12 protein-coding genes are annotated in these 20,312 nt (G+C 43.3%); 7 read left to right on the top strand and 5 right to left on the bottom strand.

From position 1 onward, the window contains the following. Nucleotides 1-8: 8 nt before the first annotated feature. Entirely contained in the window at nt 9-3,167 is a 3,159-nt protein-coding gene (locus AC1DUD_RS24100) for a SusC/RagA family TonB-linked outer membrane protein (RefSeq protein ID WP_477379179.1), read from the top strand. 12 nt (nt 3,168-3,179) lie between these two features. Further along, complete coding sequence (locus tag AC1DUD_RS24095) at nt 3,180-4,691, top strand: SusD/RagB family nutrient-binding outer membrane lipoprotein (RefSeq protein WP_477379176.1); 1,512 nt, start codon at nt 3,180-3,182, stop codon at nt 4,689-4,691. A 286-nt stretch (nt 4,692-4,977) separates the two neighbouring features. On the opposite strand, the gene AC1DUD_RS24090 is transcribed toward AC1DUD_RS24095, so the two are convergent. The 4 genes from AC1DUD_RS24090 to AC1DUD_RS24075 form a co-directional block, all read right to left on the bottom strand. Further along, nucleotides 4,978-6,384, bottom strand: a complete 1,407-nt coding sequence (locus tag AC1DUD_RS24090; protein ID WP_477379174.1) for a sugar porter family MFS transporter — start codon at nt 6,382-6,384, stop codon at nt 4,978-4,980. A 7-nt stretch (nt 6,385-6,391) separates the two neighbouring features. Further along, on the bottom strand, nt 6,392-9,277 hold the full coding sequence (locus tag AC1DUD_RS24085) for a glycoside hydrolase family 38 N-terminal domain-containing protein (protein WP_477379172.1): 2,886 nt from the start codon (nt 9,275-9,277) through the stop codon (nt 6,392-6,394). A gap of 54 nt (nt 9,278-9,331) precedes the next feature. Next, nucleotides 9,332-11,092 (bottom strand): class I mannose-6-phosphate isomerase, encoded by a 1,761-nt coding sequence (locus AC1DUD_RS24080; RefSeq protein ID WP_477379170.1) that lies wholly within the window; start codon nt 11,090-11,092, stop codon nt 9,332-9,334. A 113-nt stretch (nt 11,093-11,205) separates the two neighbouring features. After that, nucleotides 11,206-11,940 carry a GntR family transcriptional regulator gene (locus AC1DUD_RS24075; RefSeq protein ID WP_477379168.1) on the bottom strand — a complete coding sequence of 245 codons (735 nt, stop codon included), beginning with the start codon at nt 11,938-11,940 and terminating at the stop codon, nt 11,206-11,208. Between the two features lie 209 nt (nt 11,941-12,149). Between AC1DUD_RS24075 and AC1DUD_RS24070 the strand changes: the two genes are divergently transcribed. Next, on the top strand, nt 12,150-13,448 hold the full coding sequence (locus AC1DUD_RS24070) for a glucosidase family protein (RefSeq protein ID WP_477379166.1): 1,299 nt from the start codon (nt 12,150-12,152) through the stop codon (nt 13,446-13,448). A 167-nt stretch (nt 13,449-13,615) separates the two neighbouring features. Here AC1DUD_RS24070 and AC1DUD_RS24065 read toward each other — a convergent pair whose 3' ends face one another. Next, nucleotides 13,616-14,239 (bottom strand): M15 family metallopeptidase, encoded by a 624-nt coding sequence (locus tag AC1DUD_RS24065; protein ID WP_477379164.1) that lies wholly within the window; start codon nt 14,237-14,239, stop codon nt 13,616-13,618. Nucleotides 14,240-14,554: 315 nt separating this feature from the next. On the opposite strand from AC1DUD_RS24065, the gene AC1DUD_RS24060 reads away from it, so the two are divergent. The 4 genes from AC1DUD_RS24060 (at nt 14,555) to AC1DUD_RS24045 (ending at nt 20,246) form a co-directional block, all read left to right on the top strand. Beyond that, nucleotides 14,555-15,655 (top strand): sensor histidine kinase, encoded by a 1,101-nt coding sequence (locus AC1DUD_RS24060; RefSeq protein ID WP_477379162.1) that lies wholly within the window; start codon nt 14,555-14,557, stop codon nt 15,653-15,655. A 2-nt stretch (nt 15,656-15,657) separates the two neighbouring features. After that, nucleotides 15,658-16,377: a LytR/AlgR family response regulator transcription factor gene (locus tag AC1DUD_RS24055; RefSeq protein WP_477379160.1), complete on the top strand. Its 720-nt coding sequence runs from the start codon at nt 15,658-15,660 to the stop codon at nt 16,375-16,377. 28 nt (nt 16,378-16,405) lie between these two features. Then, complete coding sequence (locus AC1DUD_RS24050) at nt 16,406-17,269, top strand: hypothetical protein (protein WP_477379158.1); 864 nt, start codon at nt 16,406-16,408, stop codon at nt 17,267-17,269. A gap of 88 nt (nt 17,270-17,357) precedes the next feature. Further along, complete coding sequence (locus AC1DUD_RS24045) at nt 17,358-20,246, top strand: outer membrane beta-barrel protein (RefSeq protein WP_477379156.1); 2,889 nt, start codon at nt 17,358-17,360, stop codon at nt 20,244-20,246. Nucleotides 20,247-20,312: the final 66 nt, after the last annotated feature.

The raw sequence follows: 20,312 nt of genomic DNA, 5'->3' as shown, positions 1-20,312 counted from the left end.
CTAAAATCATGGAAAAAAAAATCAAAGCATCAGGGAAGATGCTGGCCATTTCAATAAGTGTTCTTTTTACACTTATGTTTTCGGCCGATGTACAGGCGGGCATTGCCGTCGGTGCCGGGACTAACCTCGAAGCGAGTGTACAAATAGTTACAGGTAAAGTTGTAGACGAAAAAGGTGGCCCGCTTGCTGGCGTTAGTGTAAGCGAGAAAGGGACTAAAAATGGCGTTGTAACCGACGCAAATGGCAATTACAAGATCCAGGTATCTGCCGATAACGCGGTGTTATTATTCAGTTATGTAGGCTACAATCCCAAAACCGAGCCCCTTAACGGGCGCGGTACGCTGAATGTTACGCTTGAGCCAAAATCAACCGCCATCAGCGAGATCATAGTAACAGCTTTAGGCATAAAGCGCGAATCAAAAAAATTAGGCTATGCTGCAGAAAACGTACGCGTAGGCGAAATAACAACCAACCGTTCAACAAACTTTGTTAATTCCCTTGAAGGAAAAGTTGCCGGCTTAGACATATCTCCACCGGCAAGCGGCCCTGGCGGCAGCACAAAGATCAGGCTGCGCGGGCAATCCGCGTTTCAGGGTGATAACGCGCCATTGATCGTTTTAAACGGTCTTCCTTTATCGCAAAGCCCGTCAAGTACAAACGGTTACACCCAGTCGGTGGATTTGGGCGATAATATGCAGCAGATAAACCCGGATGATATTGAATCGATGACCGTATTAAAAGGTGCCACAGCAGCGGCGCTTTACGGTTCAAGAGCAAGTAACGGCGCGTTGATCATCACTACCAAAAGCGGCAATAAAAATGGCGGGATCGGTATTGAGTTTACCTCCAACTTTACCCAAAACCAGGCGTTGGATTTTACCGACTTCCAGTACGAATACGGACAGGGCGAAAATAACGTACGCCCCAAAACACAGGGCCAGGCACAAAGTTCGGGCGCCTGGAGTTTTGGAGAGAAATTTGATAATGCGCCTACCTATCAATTTGATGGCGTACAACGTCCTTACGCGCCTGAGAAAAACCGCATAAGCAAATTTTTCAGACTTGCTAACGCATGGACCAATACCATCGCGTTCTCTGGTGGTAATGATAAAGGCAGCTTTAGATTTTCTTATTCGAACCAGGATGCACAAGGCATAGTACCTAACAATGATTATCATAAAAAGATCTTCAATCTGGGACTCAACTATAACTTCACTCCTAAATTGTCTGCGCAGATCTATGTGAATTACGACCACGAGAATAACAACAACCCGCCGGTAATTGGCATTCAGGGATCATCAGTTACCAATTATATTTACCGTTACTCTAACTCGGTTAGTTTGGATGTATTAAAAGCAGCTGCGGTTGATGCCAACGGCAACGAAACGCCTACATCACGTTTCACTACCCTTACCAACCCGTACTGGATCATGAACAAGCAATTTACAAAGCAAACTAAAGATCACCTTTTAGGTACTGCAACCCTGCGCTACCAGTTTTTTGATTGGCTTTATTTGCAGGGCCGTGTGAATATGGAATATAGCACGGCATTCTACGAACAAAATGCACCAACCGGCACTTTGGCAAACGCGGCTGCACCGGTTGGCCTTTATAATGGTAGCTATAACTCAAATGATAATACTTACCGCGCGCTGAATGCTGACTTTTTATTAGGTGGTGGCCACAAATGGGGGCCCTTTTCTTTTGATGCCACGGTGGGAGGAAATACTTTCCCCTCTTCATCACAAGGGTATACTGTTACTGCTACAAATTTCTATGTCAGGGATTTTTATACCCTTGGTAACGGCGTAACTAACACCTCGGCCTTTGCAGTTTCCAAATCAACAGTAAACTCGCTTTATGGCACCGCCGAGTTTGGATATAAATCTTATTTGTTTTTAAATGTAACCGGCCGTAACGACTGGTTCTCGGTGCTAAGCCCTGAACATAACCATTATTTTTATCCATCCGTAAGCGGCAGTTTTGTTTTCTCAGAATTTTTAAAGAACCCGCCTTCATGGCTCACCTTTGGAAAAATCAGGGCGACTTATGCTAATGTGGGCAGCGCTAACGGCATTAATCCTTACAGCAATTCGCTCACCTTCACGCTTTCACAAAACGCGTTCAACGGCGTTCCGCTGGGGAGTATTAGTAACGTCACTACGCCAAACCAGGCTATTAAACCATACAGCGTAAAAGAAAAAGAAGTTGGGCTTGAATTGCGTATGTTCAACAGCCGGGTAAACCTGGATATCGCCGCATATGATAAGCATACCACTAATCAGATCTTAAGTGTCGCTATTTCCAACGCGTCAGGTTATACCGGTACAATTGTAAACCTTGGCGAGCTGCAAAACCGTGGTATGGAGTTTTTACTGGAGTTAGTACCCATCAGAAGACCGAATTTTACCTGGCGTTCGGCATTTAATACGGCCTTAAATTCATCTAAAGTTTTAGCGCTGGCTAATGGTCAAAACCAACTGACACTGGGCGCAGGAGAGTTCTTCGGCTCCATTGTTGACCAGGTTGGCCTTCCGCTAAATCAGATACAGGGATCAACTTATCGTAGAGACGCCAATGGTAAAATCATAGTATCAGGTGGTAAGCCGATAGCAAGTACATCTCCCGCGCTTTTTGGCAGCGCGTTGCCTAAAGCTACAGGTGGTTGGGTAAATACATTTACTTACAAGAGGTTTACCCTGATGGCACATATTGATTATAAAAAAGGTGGTAAAATATTGTCAAGTTCTAACCTGAATTTCCTGAGAGAAGGTTTGACAAAAGAATCGCTGGTGGGCAGGGAAGGTGGCGTAAAGTTCGATGGGGTGAATGCTGATGGTACACCTAACACTACAGCAGTGAACGCAGAGGACTTTTATGCTAATTACCGTTCGCAGGGCATTTTGGACCCGTTCATCTATAAATCGGACTTTATCAAGTTGAGGAACGTTTCGGTTAGCTATGACTTTTCGAAGATGATAAAAGCCAAATTTATTAAAGGGCTTGTGCTTTCAGCGGTATGCCATAACGTGCTCATCATCAAAAAGTATACGCCGAATATCGATCCGGAAGCCATTTCATCAAGCGGTGATATTTTAACTGGTTACGAGCAAAGTTCATTGCCTACAACGCGGACTTACGGATTTAACCTTAACGTCAAATTTTAAAAAAGTACGATCATGAAAAATTATATAAAGATCATATTGTCTGCTGCCTGCCTGTTTTCTGCAGTAGGTTGCGATAAAGGGTTCAGGGAATTAAACGTTAACCCAAACAATACAACCAGCCTCGACCCAATGTTTTTGTTTTCCAATGCAGAAGTTTTAACATATGCATCGCTAATGGAAACCGAAGCAACGGTTGTTCAACAGTTTATTGATCCTTTTGGTGGTGTTACATCAGCTTTTAATTTCAATGTTTTAAATCAAACATATACGGTAATGCGATGGAATAATTCTTATCCAAACAGCATAAAGTTTCTTGAGCACATTTTGCCGCAAGTTAAAGGAGATGCATCCCGGTCTAATTTGTACAATGAAGCCCGGATATGGCGAGCTTATAATTATATGATGCTGGTAGATACTTATGGCGATGTACCATACAGCCAGGCAGGGCAGGCTTACCTCAATTCTGCATTTTTGCCGAAATACGACAAGCAACAGGATATTTATGCCGATTTGGTAAACGAACTGACAACGGCTACCGCGGCATTGGATCTTGCGAAAGATCTTGTTAAGGGCGATGTGTTTTTTGGCGGAGATATTCCGCAATGGAAACGTCTTGGCTATTCGCTTTTGCTGCGTATTGGAATGCGCTATTCTAAAGTAGACGCAGGCAAGGCAAAAACGATTGTTCAGGCAGCTGTTGCCGGAGGAGTAATGCAATCCAACTCAGATAACTGTTACCTGAAATACAACAATACATACCCTAACCTTGTTACGCAGCAAATTCAACAGTTAACCAATACATATTACCTTGCCGAGCCCTTTGTAACACAATTAAAAACTACCGGCGATCCAAGGCTGAAGTACATCTCGGCCATGTATGCCGATCCGGGAAAAGCCTTATCCCTTGCGCCGGATACGGCATCAGCCAACCAGTTTGGTTTGCCAATAGGTTATGACAGCGGTACACTACCAACAGCGCCCGGCTTTCGCGGAGTAAGTGGTTCTGGCTTCAAATATTCGCAGGTAAACTACAGCGTATTTGGTAAAATAACCGCGCCGCAATACTTTGTAACTTATGCTCAAACCCAGCTATTGCTGGCCGAGGCAGCTTTTAAGGGATATATAACAGGTACGGCAAGTACTTATTATAATAATGGTGTAAAGGCGGCGATGGATCAATTTGCCAGCTACGATGCAACTGCTGTGATTGGTGGCGATGCCGAAAATGCTTACCTAAATAATCCGTTAAATGCGTACTCTGACGCCAATGCGTTGAAACTGATCAATACTCAATATTGGATAACTTCATTCGGAAACGGCGCAGAAACCTGGGCCAATTTCAGAAGAAGTGGTTTCCCGGCATTATCGCCAAACACATATCCCGGAAAGCAAATAAAAGGCAGCTTTGTACGTAGGTATACCTATCCGCAAACCGAGTCGGCTATTAACGCTGATAATTACAGGGCAGCCGTTGCAAGCATAGGCACAGATGACCTGGATACGCCAGTGTTTTGGGATAAATAATTACCCCGATTAATATACTTTAATACCCCGATATCAGCTTTGGTACCGGGGTATTATTTTTGAAGTACAATACTGTCATAAGGCGGCCGAAAAAAATGAGTATTACTACTTCGCTAACTGAATAATACAAAGATTTAAAAGGCCTCTTTTATTGTAAGATACACTAAGTTGGTTTGCAAATAGGAGATGCAGTGTATTCGGTGGCAACAGACTATTTTGTCGGCAGCCAAAATCTGCGATTAAAAATAGAGAGACTAATCCCCAAAGGGAAAAAATCTAATCCGTATTAATGCCCTACCCAAATCTCCTGTACCTCTTCCAGCGATTTTCCTTTAGTTTCGGGAACCATTTTATATACTACCCAGAAAGATAAAAGGCAACAGGCCGAAAAGAACCAGAAAGTAACAGCCGGGCCAACCGAGCCCAGAAACATAGGTGTAAGCTGTCCCACAATAGTATCTGCCACCCACATGGTCATGATGCTTAAAGCCAAAGCCCTGCCTCTTATTCTTGTTGGAAAGATCTCTGAAGCGATAACAAATTTTAAAGGACCTATCGAAAATGCGAAGCATGCTAAAAACAGGATGATGCTAACGACTAATGCGATGTTGTTTGTAGTGTCGGTATAAAAACAAAAGCCCGTGAAAAATAGGCAAACAGTAGCCCCTAAAGCACCTGCTATATACAACGGCCTGCGCCCCATTTTATCCACTTTCCAGATAGCTATCAAGGTGAACACAAAGTTTGCAATGCCAAATATGATCTGCCCGAGCAGGGCATTGCTGATATTGATACCGGCATCGCTAAGGATCCTTGGGCCATAATAAATCACCGCGTTAATGCCGCTGAATTGTGAGAATAATGGAAGCAGCAGGCCAATTAGCAGCGGTTTACGCATGGCAGGGGCAAAGATCTCGCGGTATGTTCCCTTCTCCTGGCTTTTTGTGCTGCTTATCAGTAACGCATCATTTTGGGCTGTTACCTGGTCTGTGATCTTTGAAAGTATGGCAATGCCCTCTTCATTTTTTCCGTTTTGGATCAGCCATCGTGGACTTTCCGGTACAAAACATAAGCCTATAAAGAACAGCAGGGCCGGAATTGCTCCTAAGCCAAGCATACTTCGCCAAACTTGTTTAATTAATATCAGGTCTAAAACCTGTCCAAATTCAGCTCCCTTATAGTGCAGTGAAAAATTGAGTAAACCGGCATTGGTCAAATAAGCAATAAGGATGCCTGCCGTAATAGCCAGCTGATAAAAGGTTACCAGGCGGCCCCTTATATGTGCAGGGGCAATTTCTGAGATATATAATGGTGCTACGATGGATGCCACGCCAACGCCCATGCCGCCCAGCATACGCGCTAAAATTAGTAGTGTGAAGCCGGAAGATAAGGCGGAACCTACCGCCGACAGCAGGAATAGCACAGCCGATAGCATCAGCATCTTTTTTCGACCGATACGGTCGCTTAGATCACCGGAAAAAGCAACGCCTATAATACAGCCAATGAGTGCCGAAGATACGAACCAGCCCTCTGTTGCAGCTGATAATGCAAACTGGCTTTTTACGAAAGGAAGTACTCCCGAAATAACAGCCATATCAAAGCCGAAGAGCAAACCGCCCAACGTGGCGATAAGGGTTATTGCTGTTAAAAACAGGGTAGAAGTTTTCGTTCCCGTGGATAATTTTTGTTCCATTGATATCTTATTTTTCAACTCGTACGGTAATTATTCCTTTTGCAGGGATTTTAAAATTGTTATCAAGAACAGATACCTTCTCTTCGGCCAGGTTACTTTTCCAGATCTTTATGGCTGATTTTGTTTTAGGGGTGATAGTTACATCGCTATCGCCGGTGCTTACTATCTGTGCTATAACGCCGTTGCCGTCATCGGCTGGTTTTAACGATTCTACGTACACTTGTTTTCCATCGATATTGAAAAATAATTGCTCATCCAAACTACCGGAAGTAGCTGATACTACTAATGGCTGATGATTGCTAAGGCCAAACTGGTCGGCTTCAAAACCATCATAACCGGCAGGATGCGAGCGGAAGATGTAATGAAATATGGCTGGTCCTTTTTCCTGTTCGGCCCGGAAATTGGTGTGCCAAAGATTATTCATCACCCATGAATAGATCCGGGATGACTGCGGAGTGAATGCAAGCCATTGCGGCGCATGATGTAAGCCGCCCAGTAAATCGGCCGTAGTGATCTTTCCTATTTCAAACAAAGGAGCATCAGGGCTTGACCAGGTAATGCCAAATGATGAGTTGGAAACATCTACCCAGCGCTGCATCGTAAACCAGTTTTTATTGGCATTTGGAAGCTGGTCGGCTTCGGCCGTAACGCTGCCCCAGGGAATGCTGTAGCGAACCTGCGCGCCGGGAACGTTAAAGGGAAAAGCAAAGTGAACACTCTCTTTTGAGCGGATACTTTTTTTATCAATTGTATTGATCAGCTCAATTTTGTCGAGGCCGTTAATCAGCCTGATTTCGCGGGTTAAGCCATAGGCACCAGGTGCTTTTGAAGTAATCAATAAGCTCACCAACAGCGGCCCCTTTTCCTTGATGGTTATAACAGCGTCGGTACTTGTTTGCTGGCGTTGTGTTGAATCGCCGGGCATATAAATATATTTGTTAAACCCTGCACTATCAACTAATACCTGTTGCTTACCGCCCTCGGTTTTTACCAGTTTGCTGATATCACCTGTTTTACTATCGATAGTTACGCTGTATATTCCGTTAGCTAATTCGCTTGATGAAATTGTAGCTTTGCCACTTGAAAAGGCTTTGCCTTGGTTAATACTGTAGGTGGCTTTACCAAATTGAGGCACTCTGCTTGCAACAAAAGCCAATTCACCTGAGCTTAAACGTTGCGATGGAACCACTTTGCCGGTATTATCTTTAACCTGATCGCCTGCATCACTTAGTGCGGCCGGCACATAAACAATATCGGTACGTGGCCATGATAAGGTGTTGTAAACGTCAACTTTGTTTGCTGCCGGGGCTTTTACTGCCAGCGCCAGGCTGGTAAGGGAGTCGGTTTGTTTTTGGGCATTTAAAGCATACCCTTTTTTGATAGCCCAATCGCTTCTAACTTTAGCATCTTCGGGAGCATCTACACTATTGTATGCACCCCATGTATGTTCATTGTAAAGCAAAAGATTTTTCCATGTTTCGTCAAAATCCGTAGTGAGGTAGGCTGGCTTTGCGCGGATTGCCCATATGGCTGATGCTTGTTTTAACTTATCTGACATTTCCCGGCTTATGGCTGTTTCTTTTGCTGCTGATGATACGCCATCTGTCCAATATTCGGTATAATCGCCTGTGAATGACGGGATCTTATCTTTATATTGTTTTTCAAAATCCTGGAAAAACTGCTTTACCGATGTAATAACAAGTTTTGGTGATACGTAATGCTCATTCCAGTTTTTTACTGCATCAGGAAGCTCGGGGTCAATCGGGGCGTTATCGCTCATGGCCCAGGTTAACAGCGACATATTATAAGGAAAATTGCTTTGTTCGAGCCCGCCGAGGTATTGGAAAAGGTATGGGTTCAAAAAGTTATCAGATGGATGGCCCGTATAAAAAGGCTTCGGGTCTTCTATTGTAAAAAAGTTAGGGATCTTGGTACCCTTTAAAGCATAGCCTATTGAATACGGCTGGCATTGCCAAAACAACAGCTTTTGTTTACCGGATGGAGACATCCAATAAAAAGGTTTGTCCTGCCATTTAGCAAGGTTTCCTATCCTGTCGGACGCATTGGGACCTGATAAGAAATATTTGATCCCGGTTTGTTCGCTTTGTGCTGCAAGTCCCCAACTTGCGCCCGGCACATCTCCCTGGAACATAGTATGTATCTCAATGCCATGTGCTTTTGCCAGCTTTTGTGATTTGGCAAACATCTGCATCAACTGGTATGAATCGGTCATACTGGTATTGATATTACCGTAAGCCCCATCAAGGCTGATCCATCCTCTTTTTACAGCATCCCAAAAACGTTCCTTTTTAGCATCATCGGCTGCTTTCAGGTAATTGTCAACAACCCAAATGGCCTCTGTTGTCCATTTATAACGGGCCTCAGCAGGATAATCAGCAGTTTTTTTTGCCAGATCGATGGCTTCATCGATGTTATCCATGTGTAGTTTTAAAACTTTAGCCTGCGTATTGGTGTAGCCGATATCCACATGCGAATGTGGCAGGATGTACATTGTCCAGTTGTTTCTGGCTGGCTCCACAATGCAACGGGCCATATAAATTTGTCCGTTAGCCTTTAAGGTAACTGTTGCCTGTACGGCCGAGGTTATTTGCGCGCCCGGTAGCGGAAGCTCAAAAACATCAATACCGTCTTTACCTGCCGGAATTTTGACATGGTCGGTTATGCCATTAAATGAAACGGTAGCTTCTGTGGAAGCAAAACTTTTACCGTTGCGAAATAGCAGTCGTACCATTCTGCGGGCCTCACCATGGTAATTGATATAGGCAATGGTAGGCTGCAGGGTTATACTATTAAAGTGTTGATCACTCTTTTGCGCCATGGCAGCAGCACATGTGAAAATGAATGCAGATACGATGAAAAAAATCTTATTCATGTTATAAGGTTTTAATAGGATGCATTTTTGGCGAACTTCGGTTTGATTGAACTATCAGCAACTTTCATCTTTAACAAAGGCCTTGATAACCTTTGCCCTAACGTTACCCGTATTTTTCAACGTATAAATTTCTGCAGCGGCAGGAATAATAAAGGTTTCTGCATAATGAATAACCTGCTGTAAGCCGTTTGTTGTCACTATAATACTTTCACCTTCAACCAGGCTCAGTACATGACATTGATTGCTGGTATTTTCCGTTATTTCAGTATCAAATTCGAAACGTTCAATTGCATAAAAATGATCGGGGTGTGTAGAAAGGTGGATAACCTTCCAATCTTTGCCCTTTTTTATAGCAGTTTGCCTTGAAATGAGTGTATCGGTTACTACATCGCCCTTTCTGTTAAAATCAAGGTTCTCAAACGCCCTGTCAATATTCAGTGTTCGGGGATTGCCGCTCAGGTCGGGCCGGAGCCAGTCATACATCTTGAAAGTGAAAATGTAGGGGGTAGCACTGATCTCAAGGACCATATTATTTTTGCCCGAGCAATGTACCGTGCCGTTAGGAATCAGGAAGAGATCGTGTTTTTTTGCCGGAAAGGTTTGCACGTAGTCTTTGATCTCTACAGGTTCATTTTGCTCAAAACTGTTTTCTAAAACGGTTTTGAATTGTTCTTTATCGATGTTGTCCTGGAAACCGAGGTAAACTTCCGCACCTGGTTCCGCATCAAGTATATAATAGGTTTCATCCTGTGTAAAGTCTTCTCCGAAGTTCTTTTTGGTATATTCAACAGAGGGGTGGCATTGCAATGAAAGGTTACCGCCATCAAACGTATCCAAAAAATCAAACCTGATAGGGAAGGCCTCGCCAAACCTGTTGGCCGCTTTGCCCAAAATAGCCTGGTTATCCAGTAATAGCAAGGTGTCAAGCGAAACTTCGAGCATATTATTGCCGCTTTGCAGCAGGATGCCATTCTCCGGGGCAATCAGCTCAAACGACCAGGCATAGTTAACAACGTCTTTATTCAAACCATTAATGTTGTTTTTGATCCATTGACCACCCCAAACACCCGGTTCAAACCAGGGCCTTGCCCTGAACATATGGCGCGACATCGCTTTAAGTGCGTTTCTCAAAATATCGCCGGTTGTCCATGATATTTCAGTGATCCGTTGTTCGTCAATAATGAGATCTATTACCGGCAAAAGTTGTTTTTTATGTTTGTTGAGTACCGGCCAGTCAATAAAGTAAAAACGTTTGTATTGGTTTTTGGGATCAGTGGGCAGGTTTTCACCGAGGTTGCAGGTCTTATTTGCCCTTGAGCGGAACTGGATCTCATTTTTAGGCACATCGATATAAAGGAGCAGGCATTGCCATCCCGCAAGGGCGGCACCGGCACCATACAATATGTTCAGTTTGTTTAGTGCAGGTTTCAGGTTTTGGAGTTTTTCTGCGTCAAAAAAATCACCGAGTTTCCCTTCGTATACCTTGCCAAATAGCGGGTCATTACCTCCATCATATTTAGCAGTCATTTCATGAATAACATCTTCAGGCTTCAACGCTGTGTTGACATCAATCCAGTGGGCATTGATGCCCAACGCTGTAAATTCTTCATTCAGACCGCGGATAAACAGCTCCCAATATACGCCTGAATAGCCGTCTATAACAATATTCTGGTTGGTTGTAATGATCCATTTTGCCAAAGTTTTGTAACCGGTGAAAACCGGGTCGGCTATTTCATAAGTAGGATAAATATCATATGCTGATTTCCTGACTTGTTCCTTGTGGTCCGGAAGTAGAAACTGTTCTGTGTTTCTCATCGTATCAATGTTAGCCGCATTCGATAAAGCAGAATTATTCATGCATTTTATGTTATAATGTACAAACATATTGTGTTTCGGTTAGATTTCAAATAAATTGAAAAAAATAAAAGTCAGGAACTGCGCCTACTTTCTACCGTGTAAACAAAACTTTCGGCCTTATAGTAGCCCAGATTATACTCCATTGGCCTTTCACCCTGGTCATAAACAAAGCGCTTCCTGATCAGAACAGGGCTGCCTGGATCAATCTCCAGTTTACCTGCAATGAATTTATCCGCTGCTTTTGCGCTAATTTCTTCTTTTGAGAGATCTGCTATTACAGAATGTTCATTTTCAAGCATTTCGTAAAGCGGTATTTTGAAATTTTCTTCTCCTGTTAACCCAATTCTGGGGTGGAAATACGAAATAAAATATACAAAAGCTTCTTCGGTGTTCCCTCTCAACCGCTCCATTTTCAATACTTTCTTATCTGTTTTAATATCGAAAAAATTAGCGATATGGTCTTCAGGAAAGACCCAGCTTACATGAAGCTCGTAGTTTTTTATGGCAATTCCACGGGCCTCCATTTCCTGGGTGAAGCTTAACCAGTTCATTGACTTCGAGCTCATTTTGGTATGGGCAACCTTTGTTCCAAGCCTTTTCTTCCTCACCAGCAGTTCCTCGTAAACGAGCTTATTGATCGCCTGTCTTAACGTAGTACGTGATATAGCCAGTTTTTTTGCAAGGTCCACTTCGTTGGGTAATAATTTACCGGCTTGATACTCAGGCTCGCGGATGAGTTCCCTTAATAAGTTTTCGGCCTGAATATGTAAAGGTATGGCGCTTTTATGATCGATGGTGAGTTTCATTTTGAACCAGAAGTAAAATGCGGAGCAAGGTAATGATTTATCAGGGAAACAGCTGGAGTGTCAATGTTTAGTGCCTTCCATAACCCTTTAAAAAAAATAAATTAGAAAAGTTTTGGATATTTGCAATATGACATTATGTTTGTACATATTATAAAAGCTTTGCCCGCAGCTATCTAAAAGGCAGTAAACTAATTTCAAAATTTATCTGCATGAAAAAGCACCTGCTTATTCCTTTGGCGCTGTTTTGTTTTATTTTTTCAGCTGCTGAAGCCCAGTACACTTCTGACCAAGTTTTAGCCAGACAAATTCTTGCCGATACGCGGCTGGATACGGTTCAATCCAGAGCTTTAAAATTGTTGTCAGGTTTTTCTGCCGGTACTTCATACAATGAAGTTTGGATCCGGGATTTCAATACATTTATTAACGGCTCGTTACAGGTACATCCCGGACAAGATGTGAAAAGCAAATTATTGATGTTTTTTAAGATCCAGGGCGCAGGTGGTGATATTGTAGATGGTGTAGTTGACAGTGCTAAGGCGAGCGTGGGCTATAAATACCGTTATTCGCCTTTATTACCCGGCTGGGCTGCGCACAAGAATACGGTGGAGACTGATCAGGAATCGTCACTTATCCAGGCCGTAAAGAAATACATAGATTTTACCGGCGATAAAACCATACTTGATGAAAGCATAGGTGGCCGCACGGTTTTACAACGGATGGAAGATGCGCTACTTTACCTGCAAAAGGAGAGGTGGTCTGGAAAGTATGGTCTGATAACCGGTGCCACAACAATTGATTGGGGAGATGTGCAATCTGAAACGGGTTGGGGGGTAACCATTAATGATAAAACCAAATGGGCATTGGATATTTACGATAATGCCATGTTTGTGAAAGCGGTACAGGATTTCATTTCGATGATGCCACGCGGATATAAAATTCGAAAAAAATGGTCGGCAGAGGCTGCTAAGGTTACTGCAAATGTTCGTAAGTACCTTTGGGATCCCGCCGATCAAAAATACATCCCTCATATCTATCTCGATGGAAGCCCGTTTTCTCCCGATTTCAATGAAAAGGATATTTTATACACCGGGGGATCGATATGCGCAGTTATAGCAGGATTTAATACGCCGGCAGAGGTTATGGAAATAAACAAACAGATGCTTGCAGCCGCGGCTAAAGAAAAGCACGCCACCATTGGCATGACGGTATATCCTCCTTATCCCGAAAAACAGTATCCTAACATGAAGCCATTTAATTACCAAAATGGCGGCGACTGGACGTGGTTTGGCGGACGAATGATAGCGCCGCTGGTTACTTACGGTCACCCGCAGGAAGCTTATGCCGAGTTATCGCCGATGCTCGATAGGATGCTTACCAACAAAGGTTTTTTTGAATGGTACGATGTACAAACCGGCGCGCCGAAAGGCTCGGGCGATTTTAGGGGCGAAGCGGGCGTTTTATACGATGCTATTGCTGCTTTAAAGCAGTGGGCTGCTAAAAACCGTTAGCACACTTGCTTAACGTAAATAGAAACAAACTATAATTCACTGTTTATAAAAAAAATAATGTCATAAAGGCAGCTGGGAGTGCCTGGCCCTTTTCTGAAGGCACGCGCCAGCCTTGTGGTGGTTACAAACCGCCCTGAAACCGTTGTTGTGAGACATTTCAATTTGATCTATACGTTGAACTTACCGGCTTTGGCCCAGTCACGGATAGTTCCGTCAGATACTTCGAAGTGCATCGTATCCTTGAAATCTATTCCTGAATACCAGCCTTCTTTATTAAATAATGGGAGCAAAAGGTTGATAAACTGGGGGATTTCATCTTTGGTATTACCCAGGAACTTATGCCCCAGAATGGTGAGGTCTATAGCTGTTCCCCAGGCATGGTTGCTGATTGAGGTGCTGGGTTTGCCGCTTGTAGGTTTTCTATACCGTACATTCAGCATTTCGTATGGTGAAGATAGTACAGCTTTAAGGTCGCGGCCTGCTGCCAGCTCGTCAGCAAATGCTTTTCCAAGCACTATTTTCAGACTTTGAACCGAGGGTACGATGCCGTTAGCGATCACGTGCAGGCTGATATTCTCGGTATGTGCTAATTTTTTTACCAGGGCGCTGGCCTTCTTGGGCTGGTCATCTGTTGTCAGCGGCAGATCCGGTGTGCCAAGCAGTTGCTTCATTGTATCTTCTTTTGCCGATTTTAAACCAACATTAAACGGAGGCACTGCGATTAATTTTACCGGTTGCAGATAGTATTGAATAAGTTCCGCGATCTTTTTTTGTGAGGTTTGAGTTGCCATGGGATAAGATTAGGTTTGATTAAGTGAGAAATGAATTAATTAGCTTTTTACCAGTAAGTTATAAAATATCATCCGTAATGCAAAAAAATACTTGTCTCTGAAATGTTTGACGCCTTTAATTTTTGTACCGTTCTATGCGTAAATATTCAACTGGTTTTTTGTTAGCCCGATGTTAAGGCGGGAAGATTATAGATTAAATTCAGGCCAATTGAAGTCGCATAAGTTTAATCGCCAAAAAGCATTGGCTCGTCTATTATTTCCGCACCTTTATCTCTTATGTAAAATCTGTTTATCTTTTATAGGTATGTTTATATCATGGCAATAAAGAGGATATACTCAAGCAGGTACCTGAAACCTGTGATCCACGTCTTATTTTGGGCGCTGATTATCATCTCGCCTTATCTTTTCCGCAACCCCAATACCTGGAGCGGGTTCAGCAACTGGCATTACAAGCTGATGATCAATAATATCATCCTGGCGGGTTTCTTTTATTTTAATGCTTATTATTTATACCCGGTAATTTACAGTAATAAAAAACAATTGCTGCTTTATGTGTTGGCATTGGTTGCAGCAATTGTACTGCTCATGTGGCTTTCACGCTTTATTGATAGCCAGCTTTCATTGTTGAAGCCGGCAGACATAGCCCGGTTACACGCACACATGCGCGGCTTTGATGATCGCCCGCGTGCAGGGTTCCGGCCGGATAGGAGATGGTTTGGTTGGTATTTTACCAACATACTCACTTATTTATCTATTACGGGAATTAGTATCAGCTATCGGATCATTATTGACAATTCGCAAAAAGAAAAGATCAGGAAGGAAAAGGAAAACGAGAACCTTAAAACGGAGCTCAGTTTTCTGCGGTCGCAGGTTAGCCCGCATTTTATATTCAATATTTTGAATAATATGGCGTCCATGGCACGCAAAAAATCAGATATGCTGGAGCCTGCCATCATTGAGCTTTCAAACCTGATGCGTTATATGCTTTATGAAAGTGAGGGCGCAAAGGTACTGCTAACCCGGGAGGTAGATTACCTTAACAGTTATATGGCGCTGCAGCTATTGCGTTTTGGTGATAGTGTAACAATTGTGTTCAATGTTCCTGATAATATAAATGCTTATTACATTGAACCCATGATACTGGTTCCTTTTGTTGAAAATGCATTTAAACATGGTATCGGTATGCTAACCGATCCGATGATAGATATTGAGCTGCATGTAGACGGTAGCGGCTGGTTGAATTTTATTGTCATTAATAAAATTGCACCCATTAACGATTCGAAGGATAAAAGCTCGGGCATAGGATTGGCCAATGTAAAAAGGAGGCTTGATTTGCTTTATGCAACCAGGTACGACCTGAAAATTATAAATGATGGTACCACGTTTACCTGCAACCTTAAAATTAAATTGAATTGATCATGAGGTGCATTGTTGTTGATGATGAGAAGCTGGCGCAAGAGCTGATGGAAGACAACGTAAGGAAGTTGCCGAACCTGGAGTTAGTAGGAATCTGTAAAAACGCGATGGAAGCTATGGAGCTTTTACGGCAGGGGCAGGTTGATCTTATTTTTCTGGATATCCAGATGCCCGGCATATCAGGTGTTCAGTTTTTGAAAGGCTTGGTTAAGCCGCCCATGGTTATTTTGGTTACCGCTTATGAAAACTACGCGCTTGAAGGCTTTAACCTTGATGTGGTTGATTACCTGGTAAAACCGTTTTCTTTTGAACGCTTTTTAAAAGCAGTAAACAAAGCAGCCGAACTAAGCAGTGTGCGTTTGCAAAAAGACATTCCGGCAAAAACTCAGGTTGACGGGGGGTATATTTTTGTCAATGCCGATTATTCGATTATCCGGATTAACCTGTCTGATATCATATATATTGAAGGGTTGAAGGACTATATCAAGGTCTATCTTAAAAGTACAAATAGGCCTGTCATTACCCGCCTGAGTATGCATTTTATGGAGAGCAAATTGCCGGTAGAGGGGTTTGCGAGGGTGCACCGGTCATTTATTGTATCGCTGGATAAAATAACCGTTTTTAAACGTACCAGGATCTTGCTCAATGATGTTGAAATACCGGTGAGCGATAATTACCGGGAAAGAATATTGGCTTATGTGGGGTATCAGGAAAATCAATAACCATGTTTTGTTAAATAAATTCATCAAGATGAAATATAGCATACGGATTTTAAATGAATGTTTTTTAGGATTTGTACTGATCACAGCATTCGGCTACTCGGCAAATGCGCAAAAGCTGAATAATGTGCAGGAGGGCTCGGTTTCGGCCCCGGCTGATGTTAAAGCAGACGGGAAATTAAAGGAGTGGACAAATCCATTACAGGCCTATAATAAAACCACACAGCTTTATTATACCCTGGCAAATGATGGGCAAAATCTTTACCTCGCGGTGCAATCAACAGATCAAACCAATAACAGGAAAATCATTGCCGGGGGGATCAGTTTTACTATAAATACCGAAGGAAAGAAAAAAGATAAAGGGGCTTTTCTGGTGACTTTTCCTGTAGTGAGCCAGTCGGCCATGCGTGGCCAGTTCAGGCGGCGGGGCGGTGCTGGTGGGCAGCAGGGCGGTTTGGATTCGGCTGCGATAGTGGCCATGCGCAAACAAATAGCAGCTTCGGCAAAGGAAATTACTGTAAGCGGATTTGCAGCCATAGCCGATAGTGTGATCTCCATTTATAATGAATACGGCATCAAGGCAGCGGTTGATTACGATGCTAAAGGCAACCTTGTATATGAATTGACCTTACCGCTAAAGCTGCTCAATATCAATGTTGATGATTCTAAAGAGTTTGCCTATAACATTAAAGTAAACGGAATCCAATTTGGGAACGGTGGGGGAGATGGTGGCGGAAATGAAGGCGGCGGCGGTTTTGGTGGCGGCGGCAGGCGCGGCGGAGGAAATGGTGGTGGAGGTTTTGGCGGTGGCCGTAGCGGTCCGGGTGGAGTCGACCTGCAAAGCATGATGAGCCCGACTGATTTTTGGGGTAAGTACCTTTTGATAAAAAAATAATTAACTAAAATATCCCTGATATAATTGACCAGCCCAAACAGGCCGGCTAAGTATATTATTGCCATACCTAAGCGTCTTAAACCTACCCATGAAACAACGATTACTTTTATTGTTACCACTTTTAATGCTGTCGGTACGGCTGTTTGCTCAAACGTCGCCCGTACGTAAACCGGCTGCTTTGCCTCCTCCTTTACTGCTGAGGCAGGTTAGTGGCATCGTGAAAGATTCTACAGATCAATCGGTTGTTGGGGCGGTAGTTAAACTCGTATCCAAGAAAGACACCATAAGTACGGCTACCAACGCCGATGGGATCTTTATTTTTAAGAATATAAAATCGGCTACTTTTACATTGACCATCAGTAGTATCGGTTACCGTACATTGGTTAAAAAGATGCTTAATAACGATGCTGTACCAAGGCTTACGTTAGATCCCATTATTTTAAGGCCCGAAACCAATGCTCTAAAAGAAGTTGTTGTTAACGGCACACCAAGCGTTGTATACAAAACAGATACGGTAGAATACCGCGCTAGCGACTATAAAGTACGCGAAAATTCCACTGTAGATGAACTGCTAAAAAAGATGGAAGGCATGGAGGTGGGTTCGGATGGAACGGTTACGCATCAGGGGCAGCAAATTACAAAGGCAAAATTAAATGGTAAGGAATATGCAGGCGGCGATGTAGCCCAGGCCATCCAGAACCTGCCCGCGGATATTGTTGACAAGATCCAGGTAGTTGATGACTACGGTGATTTGGCAGCACGTACAGGAATTAAAGACGGCGACCCTCAAAAGGTATTAAACATTACCACACGGGCCGACAGATCGGTGGGCAATACCGGCCGGGTAACCGCTCAGGGCGGCAATAACGACAGGTATAACGGACAGATCTTCGCGCAGCGGATCAATGCTAACGAACAACTCGGCGTAATTGGCCGGATAGCCAATACGGTTACAGGGGTTGCTTCAACCGGGATAGCCGGGGGGGCTACCAATGGTGGTGGTGGAGGTACAGGTGTTGGCGCAGGCGCGGGAAGGGGCGGTAGCCCTGGAACTACCTTCTCGGCTTCCCCATCCTTCAATTACCGCGATCAGTGGACTAAAAAGATGCAGGTGATATCTAGTTATGCCTACCGTTACAGTGACAACAATTCGGTGAATAATAGCTACGGGCAAACCAATTCAACTTTGGGCTCAACTGATTTTACTTCGCAAAGCACGCGGGAAAGTAAAAGTAAAAGCCATAACGTGAATTTTGAGATGGACTATAGTATTGACAGCGCCAATTATTTACAAATAACACCCACATTCAGTTACTCCAACTCATCAAATTTCAGCACCTCGGTTACCGATAATATCAACAACTTTACAACCGGTTTTGAGCATCCTGTTGTTAATGGGGCAAACGGCAGTTTAAACACTGCACCTAACTATGGTGCTACCGTGCTTTATCAGCACATATTTAAAAAGCCCCATCGTAATGCCTCTATCCAGTTCAGTATCAATAATTCCAACAGCCAGGCCAACGGCGACCGCGATAATGATTATCATTACTATTTTGATAATACCCGCGACTCGTTGCTGCGTGATTCCGCCTCGCATTTGTTAACCAACCGCACCAGCAAAAATACTACATACCGTACCAGCGTTACTTACGTTGAACCGATTAATCTCGTATCTCAGTTTGAATTTAACGGACAGGTGCGTACGGCTGTTTATGATAACAAGGCTATTTCTGATACCGTGCTCGCGAATGGCCAGGTGGTTGAACTTACCCGGCTTGATAATATCTATAACTATTCCTTTACCGAAACCAGGGCTACGTTAAACTACCGGTATAACGGCAAAAAGGTAAACCTGTCATTAGGAGGTACCATAGTTCCTACGCTTTTAAAAGGTACTAAAATAAATAATGGTACCAGCGAGAATGTATCCACTTCCCGGTCTGATTTTAAGGTGATCCCCGTATTCAGGTTTTCCTACTCGTGGTCTCGTACCGAGCGGGTTTCCATAGCATATTCCGGATCTAATACGGAACCTAATTTTCAGCAGATCCAACCCTTTACAGACAGATCGGACCCCAATAACATCGTAGTGGGTAACCCTAATCTTAAACCAACATTTACCAACTCGCTTAATATTATTTATAACAATTACCTGCCAAACTCCAGGTTTAATTTATCATTCAATATCAACGGTACTACAATTGATAATCAAACAACAACCAATGTTTTGCAGATCAGGCAATTCCTATCTTCCGACCCGCTGGATCCTACCAACGAGGCCAAGTTTAAGTATAAAACTATCAACGAAATCCATTATATCAACATCAACGGATCATACGCTATAGTGGGCCGTTACAATATCGCCAAACAATTTGACGACCGCCGGTATAACTTGTCGCTTAATGGTAATGTAACCTATGCTTTCAACAACGCTATGAGTAACAACGTACTTTATCATAATACCAACTGGCGTTTTGACGAACGCTTTGGCCCGCGGATAAATCCAACCGACTGGTTTGAGGTAAACCCGTATCTTGGTTATGATATCTCGCGTTCGTTCACCACGCTGCATAATGCTGATCCAACCTCGCTCAGAACAACTTCGTTGGGTATAGATGGCAAAGTTTACTTCCTGAAAACTTTCCAGGTAAATTATAGCGCCTCTAAAAGTTATGTTACCGGGCTAACGGGTATTAACCGTAACCCGTTTGTGATTAATGCTGGCTTTGAAAAGGAGTTTTTGGCCAAAAAGAACCTGGTGCTTACGTTTAATGTTTATGATATTCTGCACCAGAATAATTTTATACAGCAAACACTTTCACCGCAGGGCGGATACACCAATACCCTGTCCAGTACATTGAGCCGGTATTTTTTAGTAGGATTACGTCTGAATTTACAGAAATGGAGCGGGGCGCCAAAACGTAATGGCAAAACAATGAACAGGAGGGGAGATGGAAGCTTTATTTATGAATAGTTATAGCCCATGGTACCCGTATATCAACCGCGGGAATACAATAGTTTTAAACCAATAGTAAAATCA

The organism is Mucilaginibacter sp. P4_A11, assembly GCF_056402535.1.
The sequence above is the reverse complement of the archived record's forward strand: the minus strand, read 5'-3'. Positions and strand labels throughout refer to the sequence as shown.

Bases quoted from the DNA above. Each gene is read 5' to 3' on its own strand.
- AC1DUD_RS24100 (WP_477379179.1), top strand. From the start codon at position 9: ATGGAAAAAAAAATCAAAGCATCAGGGAAGATGCTGGCCATTTCAATA.
- AC1DUD_RS24095 (WP_477379176.1), top strand. From the start codon at position 3,180: ATGAAAAATTATATAAAGATCATATTGTCTGCTGCCTGCCTGTTTTCT.
- AC1DUD_RS24090 (WP_477379174.1), bottom strand. From the start codon at position 6,384: ATGGAACAAAAATTATCCACGGGAACGAAAACTTCTACCCTGTTTTTA.
- AC1DUD_RS24085 (WP_477379172.1), bottom strand. From the start codon at position 9,277: ATGAATAAGATTTTTTTCATCGTATCTGCATTCATTTTCACATGTGCT.
- AC1DUD_RS24080 (WP_477379170.1), bottom strand. From the start codon at position 11,092: ATGAGAAACACAGAACAGTTTCTACTTCCGGACCACAAGGAACAAGTC.
- AC1DUD_RS24075 (WP_477379168.1), bottom strand. From the start codon at position 11,940: ATGAAACTCACCATCGATCATAAAAGCGCCATACCTTTACATATTCAG.
- AC1DUD_RS24070 (WP_477379166.1), top strand. From the start codon at position 12,150: ATGAAAAAGCACCTGCTTATTCCTTTGGCGCTGTTTTGTTTTATTTTT.
- AC1DUD_RS24065 (WP_477379164.1), bottom strand. From the start codon at position 14,239: ATGGCAACTCAAACCTCACAAAAAAAGATCGCGGAACTTATTCAATAC.
- AC1DUD_RS24060 (WP_477379162.1), top strand. From the start codon at position 14,555: ATGGCAATAAAGAGGATATACTCAAGCAGGTACCTGAAACCTGTGATC.
- AC1DUD_RS24055 (WP_477379160.1), top strand. From the start codon at position 15,658: ATGAGGTGCATTGTTGTTGATGATGAGAAGCTGGCGCAAGAGCTGATG.
- AC1DUD_RS24050 (WP_477379158.1), top strand. From the start codon at position 16,406: ATGAAATATAGCATACGGATTTTAAATGAATGTTTTTTAGGATTTGTA.
- AC1DUD_RS24045 (WP_477379156.1), top strand. From the start codon at position 17,358: ATGAAACAACGATTACTTTTATTGTTACCACTTTTAATGCTGTCGGTA.